This window comes from Wolbachia endosymbiont (group B) of Chesias legatella (assembly GCF_964026945.1).
In the GTDB taxonomy this organism is placed as follows: domain Bacteria; phylum Pseudomonadota; class Alphaproteobacteria; order Rickettsiales; family Anaplasmataceae; genus Wolbachia.
This window is the reverse complement of the sequence record NZ_OZ034711.1, coordinates 952,051-971,653: the sequence shown is the minus strand read 5'-3', so window position 1 is coordinate 971,653 and position 19,603 is coordinate 952,051. Positions and strand designations below refer to the sequence as shown.

At 35.6% G+C, this 19,603-nt stretch carries 13 protein-coding genes and 1 tRNA gene; 8 read left to right on the top strand and 6 right to left on the bottom strand.

What is annotated here, in order from left to right; all coding sequences use genetic code 11:
• Positions 1-4: 4 nt before the first annotated feature.
• Complete coding sequence (locus AAGD65_RS04445; RefSeq protein ID WP_306794344.1) at positions 5-505, top strand: IS630 family transposase; 501 nt, start codon at positions 5-7, stop codon at positions 503-505.
• Between the two features lie 13 nt (positions 506-518).
• Here the strand turns inward: AAGD65_RS04445 and fumC are convergent, their stop codons facing one another.
• From fumC to AAGD65_RS04430, 3 genes are all read right to left on the bottom strand, one after another.
• On the bottom strand, positions 519-1,907 hold the full coding sequence (gene fumC, locus AAGD65_RS04440; RefSeq protein ID WP_264683365.1) for a class II fumarate hydratase: 1,389 nt from the start codon (positions 1,905-1,907) through the stop codon (positions 519-521).
• 188 nt (positions 1,908-2,095) lie between these two features.
• A complete protein-coding gene (locus AAGD65_RS04435) occupies positions 2,096-3,502 on the bottom strand; it encodes an ankyrin repeat domain-containing protein (protein WP_264683366.1) in 1,407 nt (468 codons plus the stop codon).
• A 214-nt stretch (positions 3,503-3,716) separates the two neighbouring features.
• On the bottom strand, positions 3,717-6,635 hold the full coding sequence (locus tag AAGD65_RS04430) for a PD-(D/E)XK nuclease family protein (protein ID WP_265042279.1): 2,919 nt from the start codon (positions 6,633-6,635) through the stop codon (positions 3,717-3,719).
• Between the two features lie 108 nt (positions 6,636-6,743).
• On the opposite strand from AAGD65_RS04430, the gene AAGD65_RS04425 reads away from it, so the two are divergent.
• The 6 genes from AAGD65_RS04425 (at position 6,744) to AAGD65_RS04400 (ending at position 15,459) form a co-directional block, all read left to right on the top strand.
• Complete coding sequence (locus AAGD65_RS04425) at positions 6,744-9,821, top strand: phosphoribosylformylglycinamidine synthase subunit PurL (RefSeq protein WP_264683369.1); 3,078 nt, start codon at positions 6,744-6,746, stop codon at positions 9,819-9,821.
• 77 nt (positions 9,822-9,898) lie between these two features.
• Positions 9,899-10,411: a hypothetical protein gene (locus AAGD65_RS04420; RefSeq protein WP_264377944.1), complete on the top strand. Its 513-nt coding sequence runs from the start codon at positions 9,899-9,901 to the stop codon at positions 10,409-10,411.
• Positions 10,412-10,673: 262 nt separating this feature from the next.
• Positions 10,674-10,751: transfer RNA gene (locus AAGD65_RS04415), tRNA-Arg, on the top strand.
• Between the two features lie 82 nt (positions 10,752-10,833).
• The gene (gene dnaJ, locus AAGD65_RS04410) at positions 10,834-11,952 is read left to right on the top strand and encodes a molecular chaperone DnaJ (protein WP_264683370.1); all 1,119 of its coding nucleotides are present in this window, start codon (positions 10,834-10,836) and stop codon (positions 11,950-11,952) included.
• A gap of 169 nt (positions 11,953-12,121) precedes the next feature.
• Positions 12,122-13,756 (top strand): ribonuclease J, encoded by a 1,635-nt coding sequence (locus AAGD65_RS04405; protein WP_264683371.1) that lies wholly within the window; start codon positions 12,122-12,124, stop codon positions 13,754-13,756.
• Positions 13,757-14,202: 446 nt separating this feature from the next.
• Positions 14,203-15,459, top strand: a complete 1,257-nt coding sequence (locus AAGD65_RS04400; protein ID WP_264683402.1) for a Tol-Pal system protein TolB — start codon at positions 14,203-14,205, stop codon at positions 15,457-15,459.
• 38 nt (positions 15,460-15,497) lie between these two features.
• On the opposite strand, the gene gatC is transcribed toward AAGD65_RS04400, so the two are convergent.
• From gatC to tkt, 3 genes are all read right to left on the bottom strand, one after another.
• Positions 15,498-15,851 (bottom strand): Asp-tRNA(Asn)/Glu-tRNA(Gln) amidotransferase subunit GatC, encoded by a 354-nt coding sequence (gene gatC, locus AAGD65_RS04395; RefSeq protein ID WP_052264736.1) that lies wholly within the window; start codon positions 15,849-15,851, stop codon positions 15,498-15,500.
• The gene (locus AAGD65_RS04390) at positions 15,841-16,761 is read right to left on the bottom strand and encodes a ribose-phosphate diphosphokinase (RefSeq protein WP_264683373.1); all 921 of its coding nucleotides are present in this window, start codon (positions 16,759-16,761) and stop codon (positions 15,841-15,843) included. The genes gatC and AAGD65_RS04390 overlap by 11 nt, the downstream gene beginning before the upstream one ends.
• A 147-nt stretch (positions 16,762-16,908) precedes the next feature.
• A complete protein-coding gene (gene tkt / locus AAGD65_RS04385) occupies positions 16,909-18,873 on the bottom strand; it encodes a transketolase (RefSeq protein WP_264683375.1) in 1,965 nt (654 codons plus the stop codon).
• A gap of 113 nt (positions 18,874-18,986) precedes the next feature.
• Between tkt and rpsD the strand changes: the two genes are divergently transcribed.
• The gene (gene rpsD / locus AAGD65_RS04380; RefSeq protein WP_006012690.1) at positions 18,987-19,601 is read left to right on the top strand and encodes a 30S ribosomal protein S4; all 615 of its coding nucleotides are present in this window, start codon (positions 18,987-18,989) and stop codon (positions 19,599-19,601) included.
• Positions 19,602-19,603: the final 2 nt, after the last annotated feature.

Here is a 19,603-nt window from a genome sequence, read left to right as displayed (position 1 = left end):
ATTTATTGATAAAATCTCAAAAATAGACCATTCCAGCATCTTATATATAGATGAAGCAGGAGTTGATAATAAGTTATACCGAGAATATGGACGTGCTCCAAGAGGAAAGAAAATTTATGCAGATATTCCAGGGAGAACTCGAGAGAGAATCAGTATAGTAGCCGGGTGGATTGGAATGAGATTTATTGCACCAATGACTTTCAAAGGTGGGTGTGACAAAGAGGTATTCAATATATGGTTGGAGAAGATGTTATTACCTAAATTGCCACTTGGCACAACCATAGTTATGGATAATGCTACATTTCATAAGACCACTAAAACAAAATCATTAATAGAGTCTTTTGGCTGTCATGTGCTGTATCTTCCAACATATTCACCAGATTTGAATCCCATAGAACACTGTTGGCATACCATCAAAAGCCGCCTCAGACCTCTAATGTATAAATGTACAGACTTACAACTTTTGGTTGGTAATACCATAATGGAAATTTATCATTCATTTTAGAAAATACTATAGTTTAACCTACCATCTCCTCTGGTTTCACTATCCTTTCAAACTCCTCCTCAGTGAGCAGTTGAAGTTTTGCTGCTGCTTCTTTTAGAGTGATATTTTCTTTATAAGCAAGCTTCGCTATTTTTGCTGCATTGTCATATCCTATATGCGTATTTAATATAGTAACTAGCATTAACGACTGATTTAGTAAATCCTTTATTCTTTCTTCGTTTGCTTTAATATCAACTACGCATTTCTCTGCAAAATTTAAACTTGCATCAGCTAAAAGTCTTATAGACTGCAAAACATTGTAAATTATCACCGGCTTAAACACGTTCAATTCAAAGTGACCATTTGAGCCACCAATTGTCACGGCAACATGATTTCCCATAACTTGAGCACATACCATAGTCACCGCTTCGCATTGAGTTGGATTCACCTTACCCGGCATGATTGAAGAGCCAGGCTCATTTTCTGGTAACATTATTTCTCCAATTCCGCATCTTGGACCAGAACCAAGTAGCCTTATATCATTTGCAATTTTCATCAAGCTTACTGCTACTGTATTGAGTGCTCCACTGAGCTCAACTAAAGCATCATTTGCTGCTAGTGCTTCAAACTTATTTTTTGCTGAAATAAATGGAAAATTAGTGATTTTTGCCACTTCTTTAGCAAAATCCTCAGCAAAACCCTTTTTAGTATTGATTCCCGTGCCAACCGCGGTGCCACCTTGTGCAAGTTCATATACATTGATCAGAGTTGACTTTACTCTCTCTATTCCCTTTTTAATCTGAACTGCATAGCCAGAAAATTCCTGCCCAAGTGTTAGAGGAGTTGCATCTTGCAGATGAGTACGCCCTACTTTTATTATATCTTTAAATTCATGAACCTTATTATTTAGCGCTTTATATAATTCTTCAAGATTGGGAATAAGCAAGCGGTTTATTTGCTCTGCTACTGCTATATGCATTGCTGTTGGAAAAGTGTCATTTGATGACTGACCACAGTTTACATGATCATTTGGATGCACTGGAGACTTACTACCTAAATCACCGCCCAAAATTTCTATTGCACGATTGCTGATCACTTCATTCATATTCATGTTAGTCTGAGTTCCAGATCCGGTTTGCCAAACAACAAGTGGAAATTGATTATTAAATTTACCGTCTATTATTTCCTTTGCAGCTGAGCAGATTGCATCCCCTACTCTATTATCTATGCTACCCTGCTTCATGTTAACACGTGCTGCTGCAAGTTTTACTATTGCTAGCGCTTTAATCAGAAACTCTGGCATTTTCTCTGTACCAATTTTGAAATTTTCCAAAGAACGCTGAGTCTGCGCTCCCCAGTAATGTTCACTTGGTACTTTTACTTCTCCTAAGCTATCTGATTCTATTCTAACTTTTTTATCCATATTTCCTCATTCTAGTGCTTGACACTACATATATGAATTAATTAAATCAAATTGTATTTCAGTGTCAAGTTGAGACATTTTTAGTGAAGACCTTAGAAAATTTTCAAGCCATATCTTTTGCTTCTATTATTTTTTTATTGTTATTAAGGCAATCATGCAACCTTAAGCAATAAACCTACTTTCACTCTCTATAAGGCTATTCTACTTAGAGCTTGAATAGTGAAAACATCTTTAAGCGCAGAAGCTATACCTTTGTTTGCTTTCTCTTTTTTTACTTCTACAATCATATAACCCAACATTGCACCTAACGCTAGACTAACGGTCGCTGATGCTGCACAAACTGTAATCACTGCTCCCGCAGAACATGATATTGTCATACCTGCAACATAACCTACTATACCACTAACACCAATGCAGACGTATTTCTTCCGTAGCTCTTTTTGTATATGACTTTTCAGATATTCTTTTACATCTAAATGCCCGTTTCTAGTAGCATAATTCAGAGCAGTGTTTTCATAGCCATCTTTCACATTAACATTTGCTTTTGCTGTTTCTATCAGGTACTTTACTACCTCTAAATAGCCACTTCCAGCAGCCCACATTAGAGCAGTTCTTCCATAGTGATCTGTTGAATTAATATCTTCTTTCTGTTTTTCTATCAGGTATCTTACTGTTTCTAATTGACCATTTTTGGCAGCTGAAAATAATCCTGCATGATTGTTAATCATTTGTGCAAATGATAATGTTTTTAGTTTAGGGGGTTGTAACTCTTGAGTATTAAAGTTTAATTGTGCTGGAACAATTTCTACTTCAAGCTCTACATGTTCTCTTGTGAAACGATCAAGTAGCCTTTTTACCTGATCAATTGTTTGAATTCTTACCTTATAATACCGCGATAAAGAATTGATTATTTCCCTGTTGTTAAGAAAAAATATCACTAATTCTATTTTACCTGTTAAATCTTTAGCATAGATTGAGTATTCTATATTTAATCTATCTTGTGAAATATTTCGTATTGTCTCACTCTCTGTCCAAATTCTTACCTGTTCATTAATTCTCTTACTTACAAGAAAATTATATAATTCACTATCTTCTTCCTTCATTTTATTGAGCTCATCCTTACAGTCATACCAATAAGATGATAACTCTGGTATACAAGTAGGAAGAGGTAAGCGAGGTATTGACATATCAAGATTAGCTATTAAATGATATCTAGTTAGAAGCTTTGCTATCTCCGTATGGCCATTTACAATAGCATATGTTAGGGCAGAGAATTGACCTTTACGTTTCACATTTAAATCAGCTCCATTTGCTATTAGAAGTTGTACTACCTCAAGATGACCATGGGCAGCAGCATGAATTAGAGCAGTTATGTTTCCCGGAGATTCTGCATTAACATTTGCTCCCTCTTCTATCAAGTATTGTAATATCTCTAGTTGACCATTGTCAGCAGCCCATATTAAAGCAGTTCTCCCATAATCATCATCTATTGTATTAATAATTGCTCCACCCTGTATAGCTTGCTGAACAAAATCTAGCTGTCCTTTTTTAGCAGCATCAATTAGCTGCGCATTTAGCTGTTTTTGTGATGGCATATACCCCTCTAAAATAAATATACAATTTAAAGCTATTTTAGCCACTATTCAAGTTTTAATGGCTAAAATTGATTGAATCACTTTTTAGTGTTTTTTTATGGTTGTTTGAGTCTAGCAAAGATGAGTCTATATCACAATCTAGTAATTCTCCTACTGCACTTAGTAAACCAGCTGTACAACCAGCTATTTTGATCTGGATGAGAGGAGATATAATTTATAACCACTCCCCTATCCTTTCTAGTTGTTTGTAGATGTTAAATCTCAGGAATTTATCAAAATAAGGAGAGGCAATGAAGGGAGTAGTATCTCTTAAATAATTAGATAAGAAATCTGGTAGAATATTCTGAAATTCATGCATTTTTTGTCTATAATCTTTCAAAGCAATAACCTTTATTTTATCATAATCAAGTTTCCAATAAGCAAGCTCCGAGACTTCTTTTTTTGTTGTGTATTCCACTGCTAAAGCTTGTAAAATTAATTGCGGGAAAAATCCTGACATAACTTCCTCATTGGAAGGTGGTGAACCAAGTTTATAGTCTATAATTGCTACTTGCCCACCTGGTAGATACTCAACTCTATCACATCTTGCTGTCAATAAAATTTCTTCTGTCATTCGAGTATCTGACCAGCTCTTATTACACAATTGTCTGGTGTGTTCATTTGCAATCAAATTTTCTGGATCCAAGTAGTCAAGCACTGGGATGACACCCTTATTCTTAGTGGAAGTTGTACAGCATCCGCGCAGTTGTGTGTCACGCGCTGGAATATGAAATATCGGATAGGAAAAGCTCTTCTCCAACTCAACTTGATTGTTTCCAGTCCTATCAAACTCAACAAAAGATTGAATTATCCTCTGCAACCTTACCCACCACATATTTGAAAAGTGGAATCGATTAGACGAGAATATTTCTCGTGCAATACTCATCAGCGACTTTTCGTTGCGTAAATATCTTGCAAGAATATTGTGTACCATAGTGCCAAACTCCAATATCGATGGCTTAAAATTTAAGTCTTTCAACTGTCTAAGGTTCAGTATGTATTCAACATAAAATGAATAAGGGTTACGAATCAGTTTTTCTACCGCACTGCAAGACATCACTTGCATTTTTCCTTCTCTGACTTTGGCTTGAGGTTTTGGCATAGGCTGAGTACATGGAACAATGCACTCAGGTGTATTTAATATTCTTAGCCAATTGCGATAAGGATATTTTGGTTCTTGTAACAGAACTTCCAAACGGCGCAATAGAATTGATTTTCTATCACTCACTAGCCTCGTAATATAAACCTTGCCGGCACCAAATAAATTGCGCAAAGTATACAAAAAGTACCCTTGCTCTTCTTGCACAGAAGGAAGGTTAAATTTTTCTCTATTCAGTGCACTCAAAAACGGATTCTGAAAATTTGGTATATCATTAAATCCAGCAAGTATTACAACTTTATTTTGATATAAGCTAAATTTATCAAAGTTATTTTCTGGAGAAAAAAACTTCCTTTTTAAAAATAATATCAGGATTTGACTATATAACTCTAAGGAACACTCAATTGCTATACCGTCACATGCATTTAAGAAATCACGAGTAAAATTACCTATTTCACCATTTAGCTCTAGAAAATTCACATTAGAAAGCACATTAACACACTGTAAATGAGCTGCTGCTATATCAGAAATAGGATAATTTATAAGATTAAGTAAAAGATTAAATATAGTTTCTAATCTACTGATAATAATTAATATATCTTCTTTATATCTTAGCTTTTTACAAGTACTAATAGCGTTGATAATATCCTTAAGACCATTTATATCAAAGCTACGCAATACTTCTATCTCAAACTCAGATAAAATACGAGTGTACTCTTCTTGAGCGTAACCAAAAGTCACTAGCCTATGTTTAAGAAGAGAAAGCAATGCCACACCGTTCCATTTTGAGTTCAAAATCTCAATACTATAAAGCAGAAGCGTCACATAAGAATAGTTTTTCGATATGGGGCACACCATACGAACTGCAAGTAATTTATCAAAAACAAACAAAGAAACGTTTTCATAACCTTCATTCTCCATAATTAGTGACGTCACCTGTGCTTCTTCCTCTCTGGAATCACAAGTGATGACTTCAATATTGCCAATATATCCATTACTAACTTTACTTAGATCGGCAGTTGTATCAAAGACATAATCTAGTTCAGGACTGCCTGTCATCCCAGCCCTCTGATTTTTAGTGTACGAACATTGTAATTTGCAGGTAATTTGAGTAGTAGATGATGTCATTCCAGTGCTTGACACTGGAATCCAGTTTCTATTGTACAGCCACCTGGTGCACTCATTTAAAGTTAAGTTTTCTGGATCCGAGTGTCTGGACACTGGAATGACATCAGAACAAGCTTCTGGCAGAAAACTTACATCCTCTCTGCCTATACTTAAATAATCGAGCAGATCTTTCAGGCAATATTGATAATGTTTTTTATCAAGTGATTGCCAATCTTTCTCTTTAATTTTCAAATTCAGATTAGGTAAAATTATCTTTCCAAATGGCAGGTCGTATACAGCTTTAATCAACAACTTATAAATCTCCTCCTTTCCAATTCCAATAAAGATCATATGCTGATCTTTCTTCAGGGAGGCTATCATATTGTTTATGTAGTCACTCTTATGCTTTAGTATATCTACTACTCCTAAATTTTTTAAAGTGTTACTCCAAGTTTTGATAAGTAAGTTTATGAAATTCTCCATTTTCTTTGAATGCTCATCAAGCTGATAACAATCCGCTATTTGGGTATATTGAAGTAATGACGGCAAACTGTAAACTAGATCGATTGGAAAACTATCATTGTGTTTTTTATTCCACTCCAATATAAATTGAATGAGTAGCAGCGTTCTCTTTGTCGGGTTAATAACTTTAACTCTATCAAGATTTAATATTAAATCTTCTTCATCAATGTTTTCTAGTGAAACTATCTCTGGCAAAATTATAGTTCTGTAATTCTTGAATGCACTCAGCAATGCTATCACATCCCTCTTGCAGGGAAGTATGATCTTTATCTCGGGAATTTTTTCTCTTTCATATTCAGAAAATATGTGCTGAACCAGAACATCAAAAAGGGACTCATTCACATTAACAGTAAAAACTCTTCCCACTAACAGTAACAATTAATACAACACTTTTATTGTATAGAAATTATTTAAAATATAAATGTGCTCGCAGTTTCTTATGCTATGATATATTAAAGTCTTTCACAATATTACATGGCAAACATCAGAATAGAAGTTTTTAATAAATGTGAACAAGTTGGCCGTAGAAGGGTAGTTAATGTTTACTTGATTTACATAAGCAAAGAATTACCATCAAAATTACATGAAGAAATTTGTGGGCTATTTTATAATAAAGTCATACAAGACTGCCGTTATTATTCCTACAATGAAAACCTTCAATATAACTTCATAGAATCACAAGAAAAGTGGGGCTTGGAGATAAGCTTTTTACCTGGCATGACCGATAACGTAGGAAACACGGCAAAACAAATTGTTAGAGAATATCTAATGAGCAAAGGCCACATTGATGAAAGTGTTTCTATCAAGGCAAGAAGTTCAAAATTGATTCTAAGTCAAGGAGGTTTTCCAACCGAAGATGACATAAAACAGGAATTCAATCCTATTACTGAATATTGCACACTTGTCTATAAAGAAAACGGCAATTGCCATTGGAAGTATTACAGTAAACCAAATACCCCACCTGGCGTCATTACAGCGCGTGACCAGGAAAAAAAAGAATGGATTCCAGTGTCAAGCACTGGGATGACACCAGGTAATAATGGAGCAAAATCTGTCAAACTCAATGTAAGTGACCAAGAGCTTGAAAAAATCAGCAGAGATGGAATCGATGGTAATGGCACTTTAGGGCTCTCGCTGGCAGCAATGAAAGCTATAAAGGATTACTTTAAAAAACTCGGTAGAAATCCATATGATATTGAACTTGAGTCTCTGGCACAGACTTGGTCTGAACATTGTAAACACAATATTTTTTGCTCCCCTATTGATGAAATAAAAGATGGTCTATATGCTCATTATATTAAGCGTGCAACGCGTGAGATAAATTCTAACATATGCGTGTCAGTTTTCTCCGACAACGCAGGAGGAATAATTTTTGATGACGATTACTTGATTGTAGATAAAGTTGAAACTCACAATAGTCCTTCAGCTCTCGATCCGTTCGGTGGAGCAATGACTGGAGTGCTTGGAGTTAATCGAGATATAGTCGGTTTTGGCAAAGGTGCAGAACCTATCATGAATACTTATTACTTTTGCTTTGCCAAAGAATCAAAAGGCAAACTTTATAGAGATAAAGAGCGTACTGATAAAATCTTACCACCAAAATATATAATGAAAGAAGTGATTCACGGTGTTAATGTTGCTGGTAATTGCTCCGGTATTCCAACGCAACTTGGATCGGTATACTTTGACGATAGATTCTGTGGAAAGCCATTAGTTTTTGTTGGAAGCATCGGAATTATTCCACGGAATATAAATAATGCACCTTCACACATAAAAGAACCCAAAAACGGTGATAAAATCGTAATTATTGGTGGAAGAGTTGGAAGGGACGGAATTCACGGTGCAACTTTTTCTTCAGAGGCATTGTCGGGAAACAGCCCTTCAACAATTGTGCAAATTGGTGATCCTATAACACAAAAAAAATTATCCAACGCCGTCGTAAAAGCAAGAGATCTTGGTCTTTATAATGCAATAACGGATAATGGAGCAGGCGGTCTATCATCGTCCATTGGTGAAATGGGAAAAGACGGATTTGAAGTTGATTTGAGCAAGGTTCTCCTTAAAAACGATGGTATGGCTCCGTGGGAAATATGGATATCAGAATCACAAGAGAGAATGACCTTAGCAGTGCCAGAAGAAAATCTTCCTGCGTTTAAGCAAATCATGAAAACACATGATGTGGAGGTCTGTGTAATTGGAGAATTCAACAAAAGTGGCAAAGCCGTTGTTAAATGTCCCCCAGGGGCAGTAATAATGGACATCGAAACTGAATTTCTGCATGATGGTAATCCTAAAATGCATTTACAGACAAAGCCATGGTCTGGAAAATCTAACCCATACGCTGTCATTCCAGAATTCTCTCCTGTTATCCCAGTGCTTGACACTGGAATCCAGCAGGCTTTGTCTGCAAATAAATCTAAAACTTTATGTAAAAATACGTGCGATGGCAGAGTTGAGCTTGAGATAGATTCCAGTGTCAAGCACTGGAATGACACCTTTGCACTAAAAGAAATGCTAAGCAGACCAAACATACGCAGCAAAGAGTTTATAGTGGTGCAATATGACCATGAGGTTCAAGGATCGTCAATACTGAAACCACTGCAAGGCAAGGGAAGAGTGTGCAGTGAAGCTGTTGTCTCGAGGCCAGTCCTTTCTTCAAACAAAGGTGTTGTAAAATCGCAGGGATTTGGCTCAAGTTATGGAGAAATTGACACTTATCACATGGCAGCATGTGCGATTGACACTGCAATACGCAACTACGTAGCTGCAGGAGGAAATATAAATCATCTAGCGTTGCTCGACAATTTTTGCTGGTGTGATGCTTATAATCCAGAAAGGCTGTGGCAACTAAAGAGAGCTGCAGAGGCTTGTTACGACTTTGCAACTGCATTTAAAACACCATTTATATCCGGAAAAGATAGTATGTTTAACGACTTTAAGGGATATGATGAAAATGGCGAGAAAGTGATGATATCTGCACCACCTTCACTACTCATTTCAGCAATTGGAGTTATAGACAATATTGAAAATGCGGTATCGCTTGATGTGAAAATGCCAGGGGACTTGATATATGTGCTTGGTACAACCCACGATGAGCTTGGTAGATCTGAATATCAGTTATATAGTGGAATAGATAATAACAACGTGCCAAAAGTTAATGCAAAGAGCGCTAGGAAGTTGTATGAACGTTACAACCAGGCAATAAAAGATGGCATAATTGTCTCTGCAATTGCACCAAACTTAGGCGGCTTAATTATTGCTTTGGCAAAATCGCTAATTGCAGGAGACCTTGGTGCTGAAATCGATCTTTCACTAGTACCAATAGGAAAAACACAAAATACAGACATAATAAACAAGATAATAATGTTTTCTGAATCGCAAAGTAGAATATTAGTAACCATTGCCCCGCAAAATCAGCGGAAGTTTGAAGAATTGTTTAAAGGTATAGTTTTTTCATGTATTGGAAAAGTGACAGAGGAGAAAGCTCTCAATATAAAGGATATTATAAGAATAGATTTGAAAGACTTAGGTACTAGTTTAAATAACTTTTGATTACGCTAGACAAATTTTTCATTATGTGTAATGTCTGATTAAAATAAATGCATATTATTAAATTTGGGTAGGTGATTATGTCCATTTTATCAATACTCTTGCTTATCAGTCTTTCTTTACTTAACACTTCAAATAAATTAATGATATGTGCTGCCTTATTTGTGGGAGCTACTTTAGTTGTAAACTCAATGGTTGAGTTTTATGGTAGAAGCAAAGCTACTTACAGCTTAATAGTGTGTACAGTGATATGCTGTCTTTTTAAATTGCAAAATTTTAGTTTTATGATACTGGTTCTATATACTGCAATTTTAATCTCTCTTCTCTCAAGCATAGTTGTTTTTGAAGAATTAAAGTCGAAATTGAATTTTCATATGGCAAATTTCATCACTTTAATTATAGCATCAGTCATTGATAGTACGATTGTTTGTGTTGGACTACTATACAAAATTTCTGCAGGTAAATGCTTATCAAGATATATTAAAGATTTAATTTTCAAGTTTTCCTATGCATCGATATTGAGTATCTGCTTGTTTGTAGGAATGTATTTATTCTCCTTGGCAAGCAAGAAGTATTTTAAGGTTTCTGCATAACCCGTCTTCTGATATAGCCAAAATAGTTTAGATTTAACTATAACCGTCATTCCGCTATTTGTTAGCAGCTTGGCAGTATAATATGAAAAGCTTTTATTCGGATAGCGGTTCTAAAATCAAAGTAATTGGAAACTGTTAACTTAAGTTATCCTTTAAGAGAGCTAGTACAATTTCTTACAGTTTTCATACATGATAAGAGTTTTATTTTTAGCTAAACCAATTGAAATAAGCTATAAAATCTGTTAAAGTCAACTTTGTGCAAGCACCCTTAGCTCAGTTGGATTAGAGCATTTGACTACGGATCAAAAGGTCGGGCGTTCAAGTCGCTCAGGGTGCACCATATTTTATAGGAAATAGAGGTCATACTTGAAATTCATATGTGTAATACCTATCTTTAAAGGTAAAATACTGAGCTATTATATATGAACAAAAAAGACTATTATGATCTGCTAGAAGTGAGCAGAAATGCTAGTACTGACGAGATAAAAAAAGCATATAAAAAACTAGCATTAAAATATCATCCTGACAGAAATCCTGGTAATAAGGAAGCAGAGGAAAAATTTAAAGAAGTAACAGCTGCATATGAAGTTCTATCTGACTCTGAAAAAAGAGCAGGTTATGATCGTTATGGTCACGATGGTGCTTCCGGTGGATTTGATTTCAGCCAAGCTGGAGGGGATTTTAGCGATATATTTAACGATTTTTTTGGTGGAGGATTCGGCGGCAGTACAAGTAGGTCAAGAACAAAAAGAAGTACAACAGGAGTATCTGGAGCAGATCTGCGCTACGATCTTAAAATTACCTTAGAAGATGCATTTAAAGGAATACAAGCACCTATACATTATGTGACAAATATAAAATGTAATACATGCCAAGGCACAGGTAGCGAAGGAGCAATCAAACCAGTTCAGTGCAACACATGCCAGGGAAGCGGTAGAATTAGAACTCAACAGGGCTTTTTTACCATTGAAAGAACGTGTACTACATGCTATGGGGAAGGAGAAATAATACAAAATAAATGTAAGAAATGCGGTGGAAGTGGGCGTAAAAGAGATGAAGTAAATATCTCCGTTTCAATTCCAAAAGGCATAGAAGAAGGAGCTAAGGTAAGGGTCAGTGGTAAAGGAGAAGCTGGAGCAAGAGGTGGAAAAAGCGGAGATTTATACGTATGTGTGAAAATAGCTACTCATCAGATCTTCACTCGCAATAGAGCAGATTTACACTGTAAAGTGCCTATAAGAATGACACTAGCAGTACTTGGTGGTGAAATCGATATTCAATCAATTGATGGAGCTAAAATAAAAGTAAAGGTCCCTGAAGGCACTCAAACTGGTACCAAACTACGTTGTAGGGAAAAGGGTATGCCATATATGAACTCACATGCTCGTGGTGATTTATACGTACAGGTAATAGTTGAGACTTTAAATCCAAAGAATTTAACCCAAAAGCAGATTGAGCTATTAAAAGCGCTTGAGGAAGAGAAACATGAAAGTGTAGAGCAGAAATCTGAAGGATTCTTTGGAAAAGTAAAAAAAAAATGAGAAATTTGCTAAATGATATAAAGAGGTAGCTGTCTACACTTAATTCTTTTTACCAATTTGAAAGCCTTCTCTTTTAGTGAAAAGATTTTTTTAAGTTATGCAAAAGTGATAAATTCCTTTATTTAAGGTCGAAGTTTTGCTATCCTCGCATTTTAATAATTTAAAATTAATGAACATAAACAAAAATGAGTTTTTATTTCTTCCTCTTGGAGGAGTAGGAAGAATTGGGATGAACGTTAGCCTATATCATTATCAAGGCAAGTGGATTATGATCGACCTTGGTATCGGTTTTGCAGATGAAACTATGCCAGGTGTTGAGCTGCTCATCGCTGATGTAGATTTTATTGCTCAAAGAAAAAAAGATTTGCTTGGAATAATAATTACACATGCACATGAGGATCACTGTGGTGCAGTGCCTCATCTGTGGGAAGAGTTAGAATGTCCCATATATACAACAAAGTTTACGGTTAACTTTCTCAAAGAAAAATTGAAAGAATTTCGATTGGAAGGTGTGGTACCTGTGAAAGAGGTAGACATAAATGGCAGCATAAATTTGGGTCCTTTTACCGTTGAGTTTATAAATGTAACTCACTCAATTCCTGAGGCAAATTCAATATTAATTAGCACTGAAGCAGGTAGTGCACTTCATACTGGGGACTGGAAATTTGATCCAAAACCTGTTGTTGGATTAATTTCTAATATAGAGCGTTTAAAAGAAATTGGCGATAAAGGTGATCTACTTGCAGCAATTTGTGATTCAACAAACATACTGAGCAAACACGACCCTGAATCAGAAAGTGAAATTTATGATAATATTTACAATATAATAAAGCGGTCTAAAAAATTGGTTGCTGTCTCGCTATTTGCCTCGAATGTGGCGCGAATTGAAACAATAAGCCAAGCTGCAAAAGCACTAAATAGAAAAGTGGTTTTACTTGGCAGATCTTTATGGAGAATAGTGAAAGTTGCTCAGGATAGTGGTTATTTAACTGATTCTCCTGAGTTTCTAGAAGCAAAGGAGGCAGTAAATTTTCCAAGGGAAAAGCTGGTGCTACTTTGCACAGGTTGTCAAGGTGAGCCACTGGCAGCTACCTCAAGACTTGCCGCTAAGAGTCATCAAACATTTAAAATGCAGCAAGGTGATACCATGATCTTTTCATCAAAAATCATTCCTGGCAATGAAACTCGTGCACATAACATGCTCAATGCCTTTATTGAGATGGGAGTGGAAGTTATTACTGAAAAAACAGAGAATGTTCATGCTTCCGGACATCCAGTAAAAGCAGAGCTAAGGGAAATGTATTCTTTGATAAAACCTAAGATAGCTATTCCAGTTCATGGTGAGTATATTCATACGGATGCACATGTAAAGTTCGCTAAAGAGTGCGGTGTGAAAAAAGCAATAATGATTGCACCAGGTGATATTGTTAATTTGGAGAATGGAGAAAAAGTTAGTTCAATTGATGTTGACTACTTTGGTATTGATGGTACGTTGCTACGCCATCCAGAATGCAGCGTTATAAAGATGCGTGAGAGAATGAGAGATGCTGGGGTTATTGTAGTAACAGCAATTGTGAATAAGAAAAACAAATTGCTCGCTAAGCCAAAAGTATTTGCACCTGGTGTTTTCGAAGCGCAAGAAGATGCAGCCATTATGCAAAAGATCATAGAGAAGGTTGAGTCAGCATTTAGTCCACAACCGATAAAAAAAATAAGAAATAAGATTGAAAGTTCAATATTTAGTATCTTAAAGGAATATTTACTAAAAAGACCTATAATTGAAGTCCAAATAGAACAGGTATAGAAATATACCTCTTTTTATTAACCATTATTTGAGTAAGAAGTTAACAATGTATTCTTTGATGTTATTTCAGCATGAAATACTGGAATCCGTAAAAAAAAATCAGTGTCAGATCACACAACTATATAAACATTGTGATTTGAATCTACCAGAAGGGTGCCATCTCAACGCCCAGGCAAACATTGTAGTTTTAGAGCAATCTCCACCAGTAGAGTGTCATCCCAGTGCTCTGACACTGGAATCCAGTTTTTCATGCAACCTTGTCAAAGACGTTTATTTTAGAATAAAACAGCTACTTTTATGCTTGCCACCTCAGTGCACTTACTTGCAGTCAAATTTCTGGATTCCAGTGTCAAGTACTGCAGAAATTGATTTACTCTACTGTCATGCAGTTTAACTTCAAAAGTAAGCTATTTGCTGAGATGACAGGAGGTAATGCAAGAAATCTAATGAAGCTATTCGTTCAACTGGTGTTATTTATTTCGTTATTTATTCCTTATTCCACAAAAGCTGTTTTATATGTCGATATAAAAAAAAGCAATATTGGTAATATTGATCTTGTTGTATCTAAATGTGCATGCAAGACAGAAGTGGAAAGTGAGCTAAGCGAAAGCATCACAAAAGTAATTGAAACAAATCTATCTAATTGTGGCTTATTTAATGTGAAACGTAACACGAAAGTTGAGTCTTGGAAAAGCGATACTGTAGTCACAGTAAGTTTAAGTGAAGTATCAAACAGAAATTTAGAGCTATCTTTTCGTTTATCTGACAGCTTTACAAACAGAGAATTACTCACTCAGTCAGTTGTTTTTCCGGCAAAAGACTGGAGAAAAATTGCTCACCTCGTTTCGGATGTGATACATGATAGACTGATTGGTGAGAAAGGGCACTTCAACACAAAAATCACGTATATTGCTGAAGAAAAAGATAGCAATTATAAATCCGTACGTAAAATTGCTGTGATGAATCAAGATGGAAGTAATATAAAGTACTTAACAAATGGTGAGAAATTTGTGTCAACACCAAGATTTTCACCAAATGGAAAGGGTATTGTTTATATCTCATACACAAATGGTAAAAGTTATATAATATTAAAAAATTTAAAAGATAACACTGAATCAATAATCAGCGCATTTGAAGGAGTTATTTCTGCACCAAGATTTTCTCCTGATGGTAAATCTCTTTTTATTTCCCACTCATTGAGTGGTGAAACAAATATATTATCTCTAGACTTAAGCAGTAAACGAACAAAAAAAATTACTAAAGGTTCAGCTATAAGTACTTCTCCCTCTTTGTCTCCAGATCAAAAGTACATGGTTTTTAGTTCTGATATAAGTGGAAGTCAGCAACTATATATCATAGATTTCACTAAAAAAAGCAAAAAACCCAAGAGAATTAGTTTTGGAAATGGAAGATATGCTACACCTGTTTGGTCGCCAAAAGGAGATCTGATAGCTTTTACAAAAATTCAGTCAGGAAAATTTTACATAGGAGTTATGAAGCCAGATGGCAAAGAAGAGCGCTTGCTTTCAGAGGGACATAAAATTGAATCTCCGGCATGGCTACCAAATGGCAGAGAAATTATCTTTACTAACGCAGAATCACCAAGCAACTCTAAATTATATTTAGTAGATTTAGTAAAGAAAAATCAAAAAATGGTTTTTACTCCAACGAATGCTTCTTTACCAGATTGGTCTTATTTTTGAAAGTAGATCTATAAAATCGGTATAAATCTTGCTTTATCTTAATCGTTTATAACCTTCGGTACTACGAAATACCCATGCTCCGATTTTGTATTGGATAATATTTCTTCTTTAATGTTTTGAGAATTTATAATATCATCGCGTACATGGACATCCTTATCTATAGTTCCATAACGCATAGGAGAAACACCTTCAGTATTAACTTTCAACAAAGTATCATGTATCCAATCCAGCATTGTCAGTTCTTTTGAGTAGTATTTAATCTCATCATCGGATAACTTAATCCTCACAAGCTGTGCAGTTTTAAGCATTTCTTCCTTAGTAATTGTTATTTTTCTCTTATTTGCAAATTCTATTAACGAAGTGATAACATCTTCTGTTGATCTAGCTGGCACTTTTACCTCCTTGCATAAAGCAAATTAAAATATTTGCAATTGAAACAACCTCTATCTTATCATTTTTTTCAAATTTGTGAAATACGGTGTCCGTAATTACTAATTTATCCAGAGAAGAGGAAGAGATTTTCTCAACTGCATTTCCTGAAAGTATTCCATGTGTAATGCACGAAACTACAGACTTTGCTCCTCGGTTTTTTAAAGCAAGAGCTGCATTACATAATGTTCCGCCAGAGTCAACTATATCATCAACAATGACACAATTTTTGTTTGCAACTTCTCCGATTACATTCATTACCTGAGATGTACCTGCTTTTTCTCTATATTTATCTACTATAATAATATTATTATCCAACTTGTGTTTTTCCTCTAAAATCTTTGCAAAAGCACGAGCTCTGCCAATTGCTCCAACATCAGGCGCAACTATTGCCAAGTTTTCCTTGTATATAGAGTTAACAAATACTTCAAAACAGCTTAGATTAGTAACTGGTATATCAAAAAAACCTTCAATTTGACTTGAATGCAAATCAATAGCAGCAACACTGTTTGCACCAGCTGTTTGAATAAGATTTGCAGTTAATTTAGCACTTAAAGCAGATTGCATATTATTGTTTTTAATAACCCTGTCCTGCCTACTGTATCCGTAATAAGGAATAATAGCTGTTATTCTCTTGGCTCCAGATCTCTTTGCTGCATCAATTGTAAGCAGAAGCTCCATAAGGTTATCATTTACAGGGGAAGAAAGAGATTGTACTATATATACTTCTTGATTACGTAGATCATTTGCTACTTCTACATTTACCTCACCATCGGCAAATCTTGACACCTGATTGGGGAATAGCTGAGCATTTAGCCCACTTGCTATTGAATCTCCTAATTGTTTACTAGCGCTACCTATTATTACCTTCATATATATCAATTAAGTTTTGAAAATTATACAGAAACCATGGAACGATTAAAACTTTATTCTTGCCGCCAAGTGGATCATAGAAACGAAAAAGTTACTCGAAACATTTCACCAGCTTTCTTATCATAATAACGGCACTTGCTGAGTTCATTAAGTAATTTTATGGGCAGTGGAATGATAAAAAGCGTTTTCACAAACACATTTTACTACATAATCAGCGCTAATATTAAAATGCTTATAAAGAGCTTCATAAGGTGCTGATTCTCCAAAATTTTTCATGCCAATAAATATACCGTTTGAACCTATATATTTATGCCAACCCACTTCACTTCCAGCTTCAATTGCAACTTTGATGCTGTCATTATTTAATACTACCCCTTTATATTCATCACTTTGCTCGTCAAAAAGCCTCCAACACGGCATAGAAATGACCCTTGTACCTACACCTTTTTCCTGTAATTTTTCTCTTGCCTCAACTGCAATTTCAACTTCAGATCCGGTAGCAAATATCGTCACTTCTAGCTTCCCTGAATATTCGCATAGTATATATGCACCAAATTTTGATAGGTTGACCAATTGGTCAGTATAAGAGTGCATGTAATTAATATTTTGCCTTGAAAGCGCAAATAGTGCAGGTGACTCTTTTTTTTCAAGTGCAATGCTAATGCACTCCAAAGTTTCAATTGCATCTGCTGGCCTAAAAACATACAGATTTGGTATAGCTCTCAAAGAAGCTAAATGCTCTATTGGCTGGTGAGTTGGACCATCCTCCCCTACTCCAATCGAGTCATGAGTCATTACATATATAACCTGCTGTTTCATCAAAGCTGAAAGACGTATAGCAGGGCGGCAGTAATCGGAAAATACTAAAAAAGTTCCACCATAAGGAATAATTCCACCATGAAGAGCCATACCATTCATACAAGCTGCCATAGCGTGCTCTCTCACTCCATAGTGGACATAAGAGCCACTATAATTATTACTATCTATTGGCTGCATGTGCTTATATTTAGTACAATTTGAACCGGTAAGATCAGCAGAGCCACCAATTAGTTCTGGCATAGACTCAGTTAATAGTTTCATTACTCTGCCAAAAGAAGATCGAGTAGCTTCGTTTGGCATTAGCTCACATATTTGTTTCTTCAGGTTAGCCAAATCACTCTCGATATTATTCGGCAAACGTTTCTCAAGTCTTCTTTGTAGTTCTTTATTGATCAAGGATGTATAGTTTTGCTTTGCCCTCTTAACTGTTTCTATCCAAGCGTTTCTCACATCTTCTGGTACATGAAATGGTTCATAGTCCCAATTTAATTTTTCTCTCATCTGTTTTACATCTTCCTCTGTAAAGGCACCACTATGAGCAGAAGATGTGCCAGCACGGCTCGAAAATTTTCCGATAATAGTTTTGCAACAGATTAGTGTAGGTTTATCAGACTTTTGCGCCTGCTCTATTGCAAGGGATATAGCATCAAAGTCATGCCCATCGATTTTGTCAACATTCCATCCATACGCTGAAAAACGCTTTTCTACATCATCAGAGCAAGAGAGGCTAGTAGAGCCGTCTATAGAGATGTCATTGTCGTCAAAAAGTGCTATCAGCTTATTTAATTTAAGATGCCCAGCAAGGGACGCTGCTTCATGGCTTATACCTTCCATAAGACAACCATCTCCTAGCATTACATAAGTGTAGTGACTGATTTCAAACTGCTTTTCAAGAATCGATTCAGCAAGTGCCATGCCAACAGCAGTGGCAAATCCCTGACCAAGCGGGCCTGTTGTTGCTTCTATACCAGAAGTTAAGCCAAATTCTGGGTGACCTGGAGTTTTTGATGTAAGTTGCCTGAAGTTTTTTAGTTCATCTATACTAATGTAGCCTGTCAGATATAATATAGAGTATTGCAACATTGAACCGTGACCATTTGATAGGACGAAACGATCTCTACTGATCCATTGAGAATCATCAGGGTTATGGTTTAGATATTTAGCAAATAATACAGTGGCAACATCTGCCATGCCAAGTGGCATACCTGGATGTCCAGAATTTGCTTTTTGTACTGCATCAATTGATAAAAAGCGGACAGCATTTGCCATGGATTTTAGTAGTAGATGATTCATGTATTAATAGGAAAACTTAAAAGTGAAGTATACTATATCATAGTGGCAAAAACAAGTTGACACTTAATGTTAAAATCATTAATAATTTATAGTTAGATTGTGAGAATTTTTGTATGACAACTGTTATCAATAGAAAGTATAGAATCAGTCGCAGGCTTGGTGTAAACTTATGGGGTAGAGCAAAAGATTCAGTCAATAAAAGAAAATACCCTCCAGGTCAGCATGGTATTCTTGGATTTAAGAAGTTATCTGATTTTGGTAAGCAGTTTGCTGCACATAAGAAATTTAAGTTCTACTATGCAATTTCAAGTAAGCAGCTTAGACGTACATTTTTAGATGCCTACAAAAGAAAGGGTTATACGGCTGATAATTTTATTGGTGCCTTGGAATCAAGGTTAAGTTCTGTTTTATATCACTCTGGTTTTGTGCCAACAATTTACTCGGCAAAACAGCTTATATCTCATAAACATGTTACAGTTAATGATAAGGTGGTTAACATATCAAGTTATAGAGTGAAGCCTGGTGATATAGTAAAAATAAGGGAAAGAGCAGCAAAAATTCCTATATTAATAGAGGCTGAACAAAAACAAGAACGTAAGGCTCCAGATTATTTAGAGGCAGATAGCAAAGCACTTTCAGTGAAGTATTTGAGAGCGCCTCAATATTCCGAAGTCCCCTATTCAGCAGACATGGAAGTCAATTTAGTAGTAGAATTTTACTCTAGATAAAC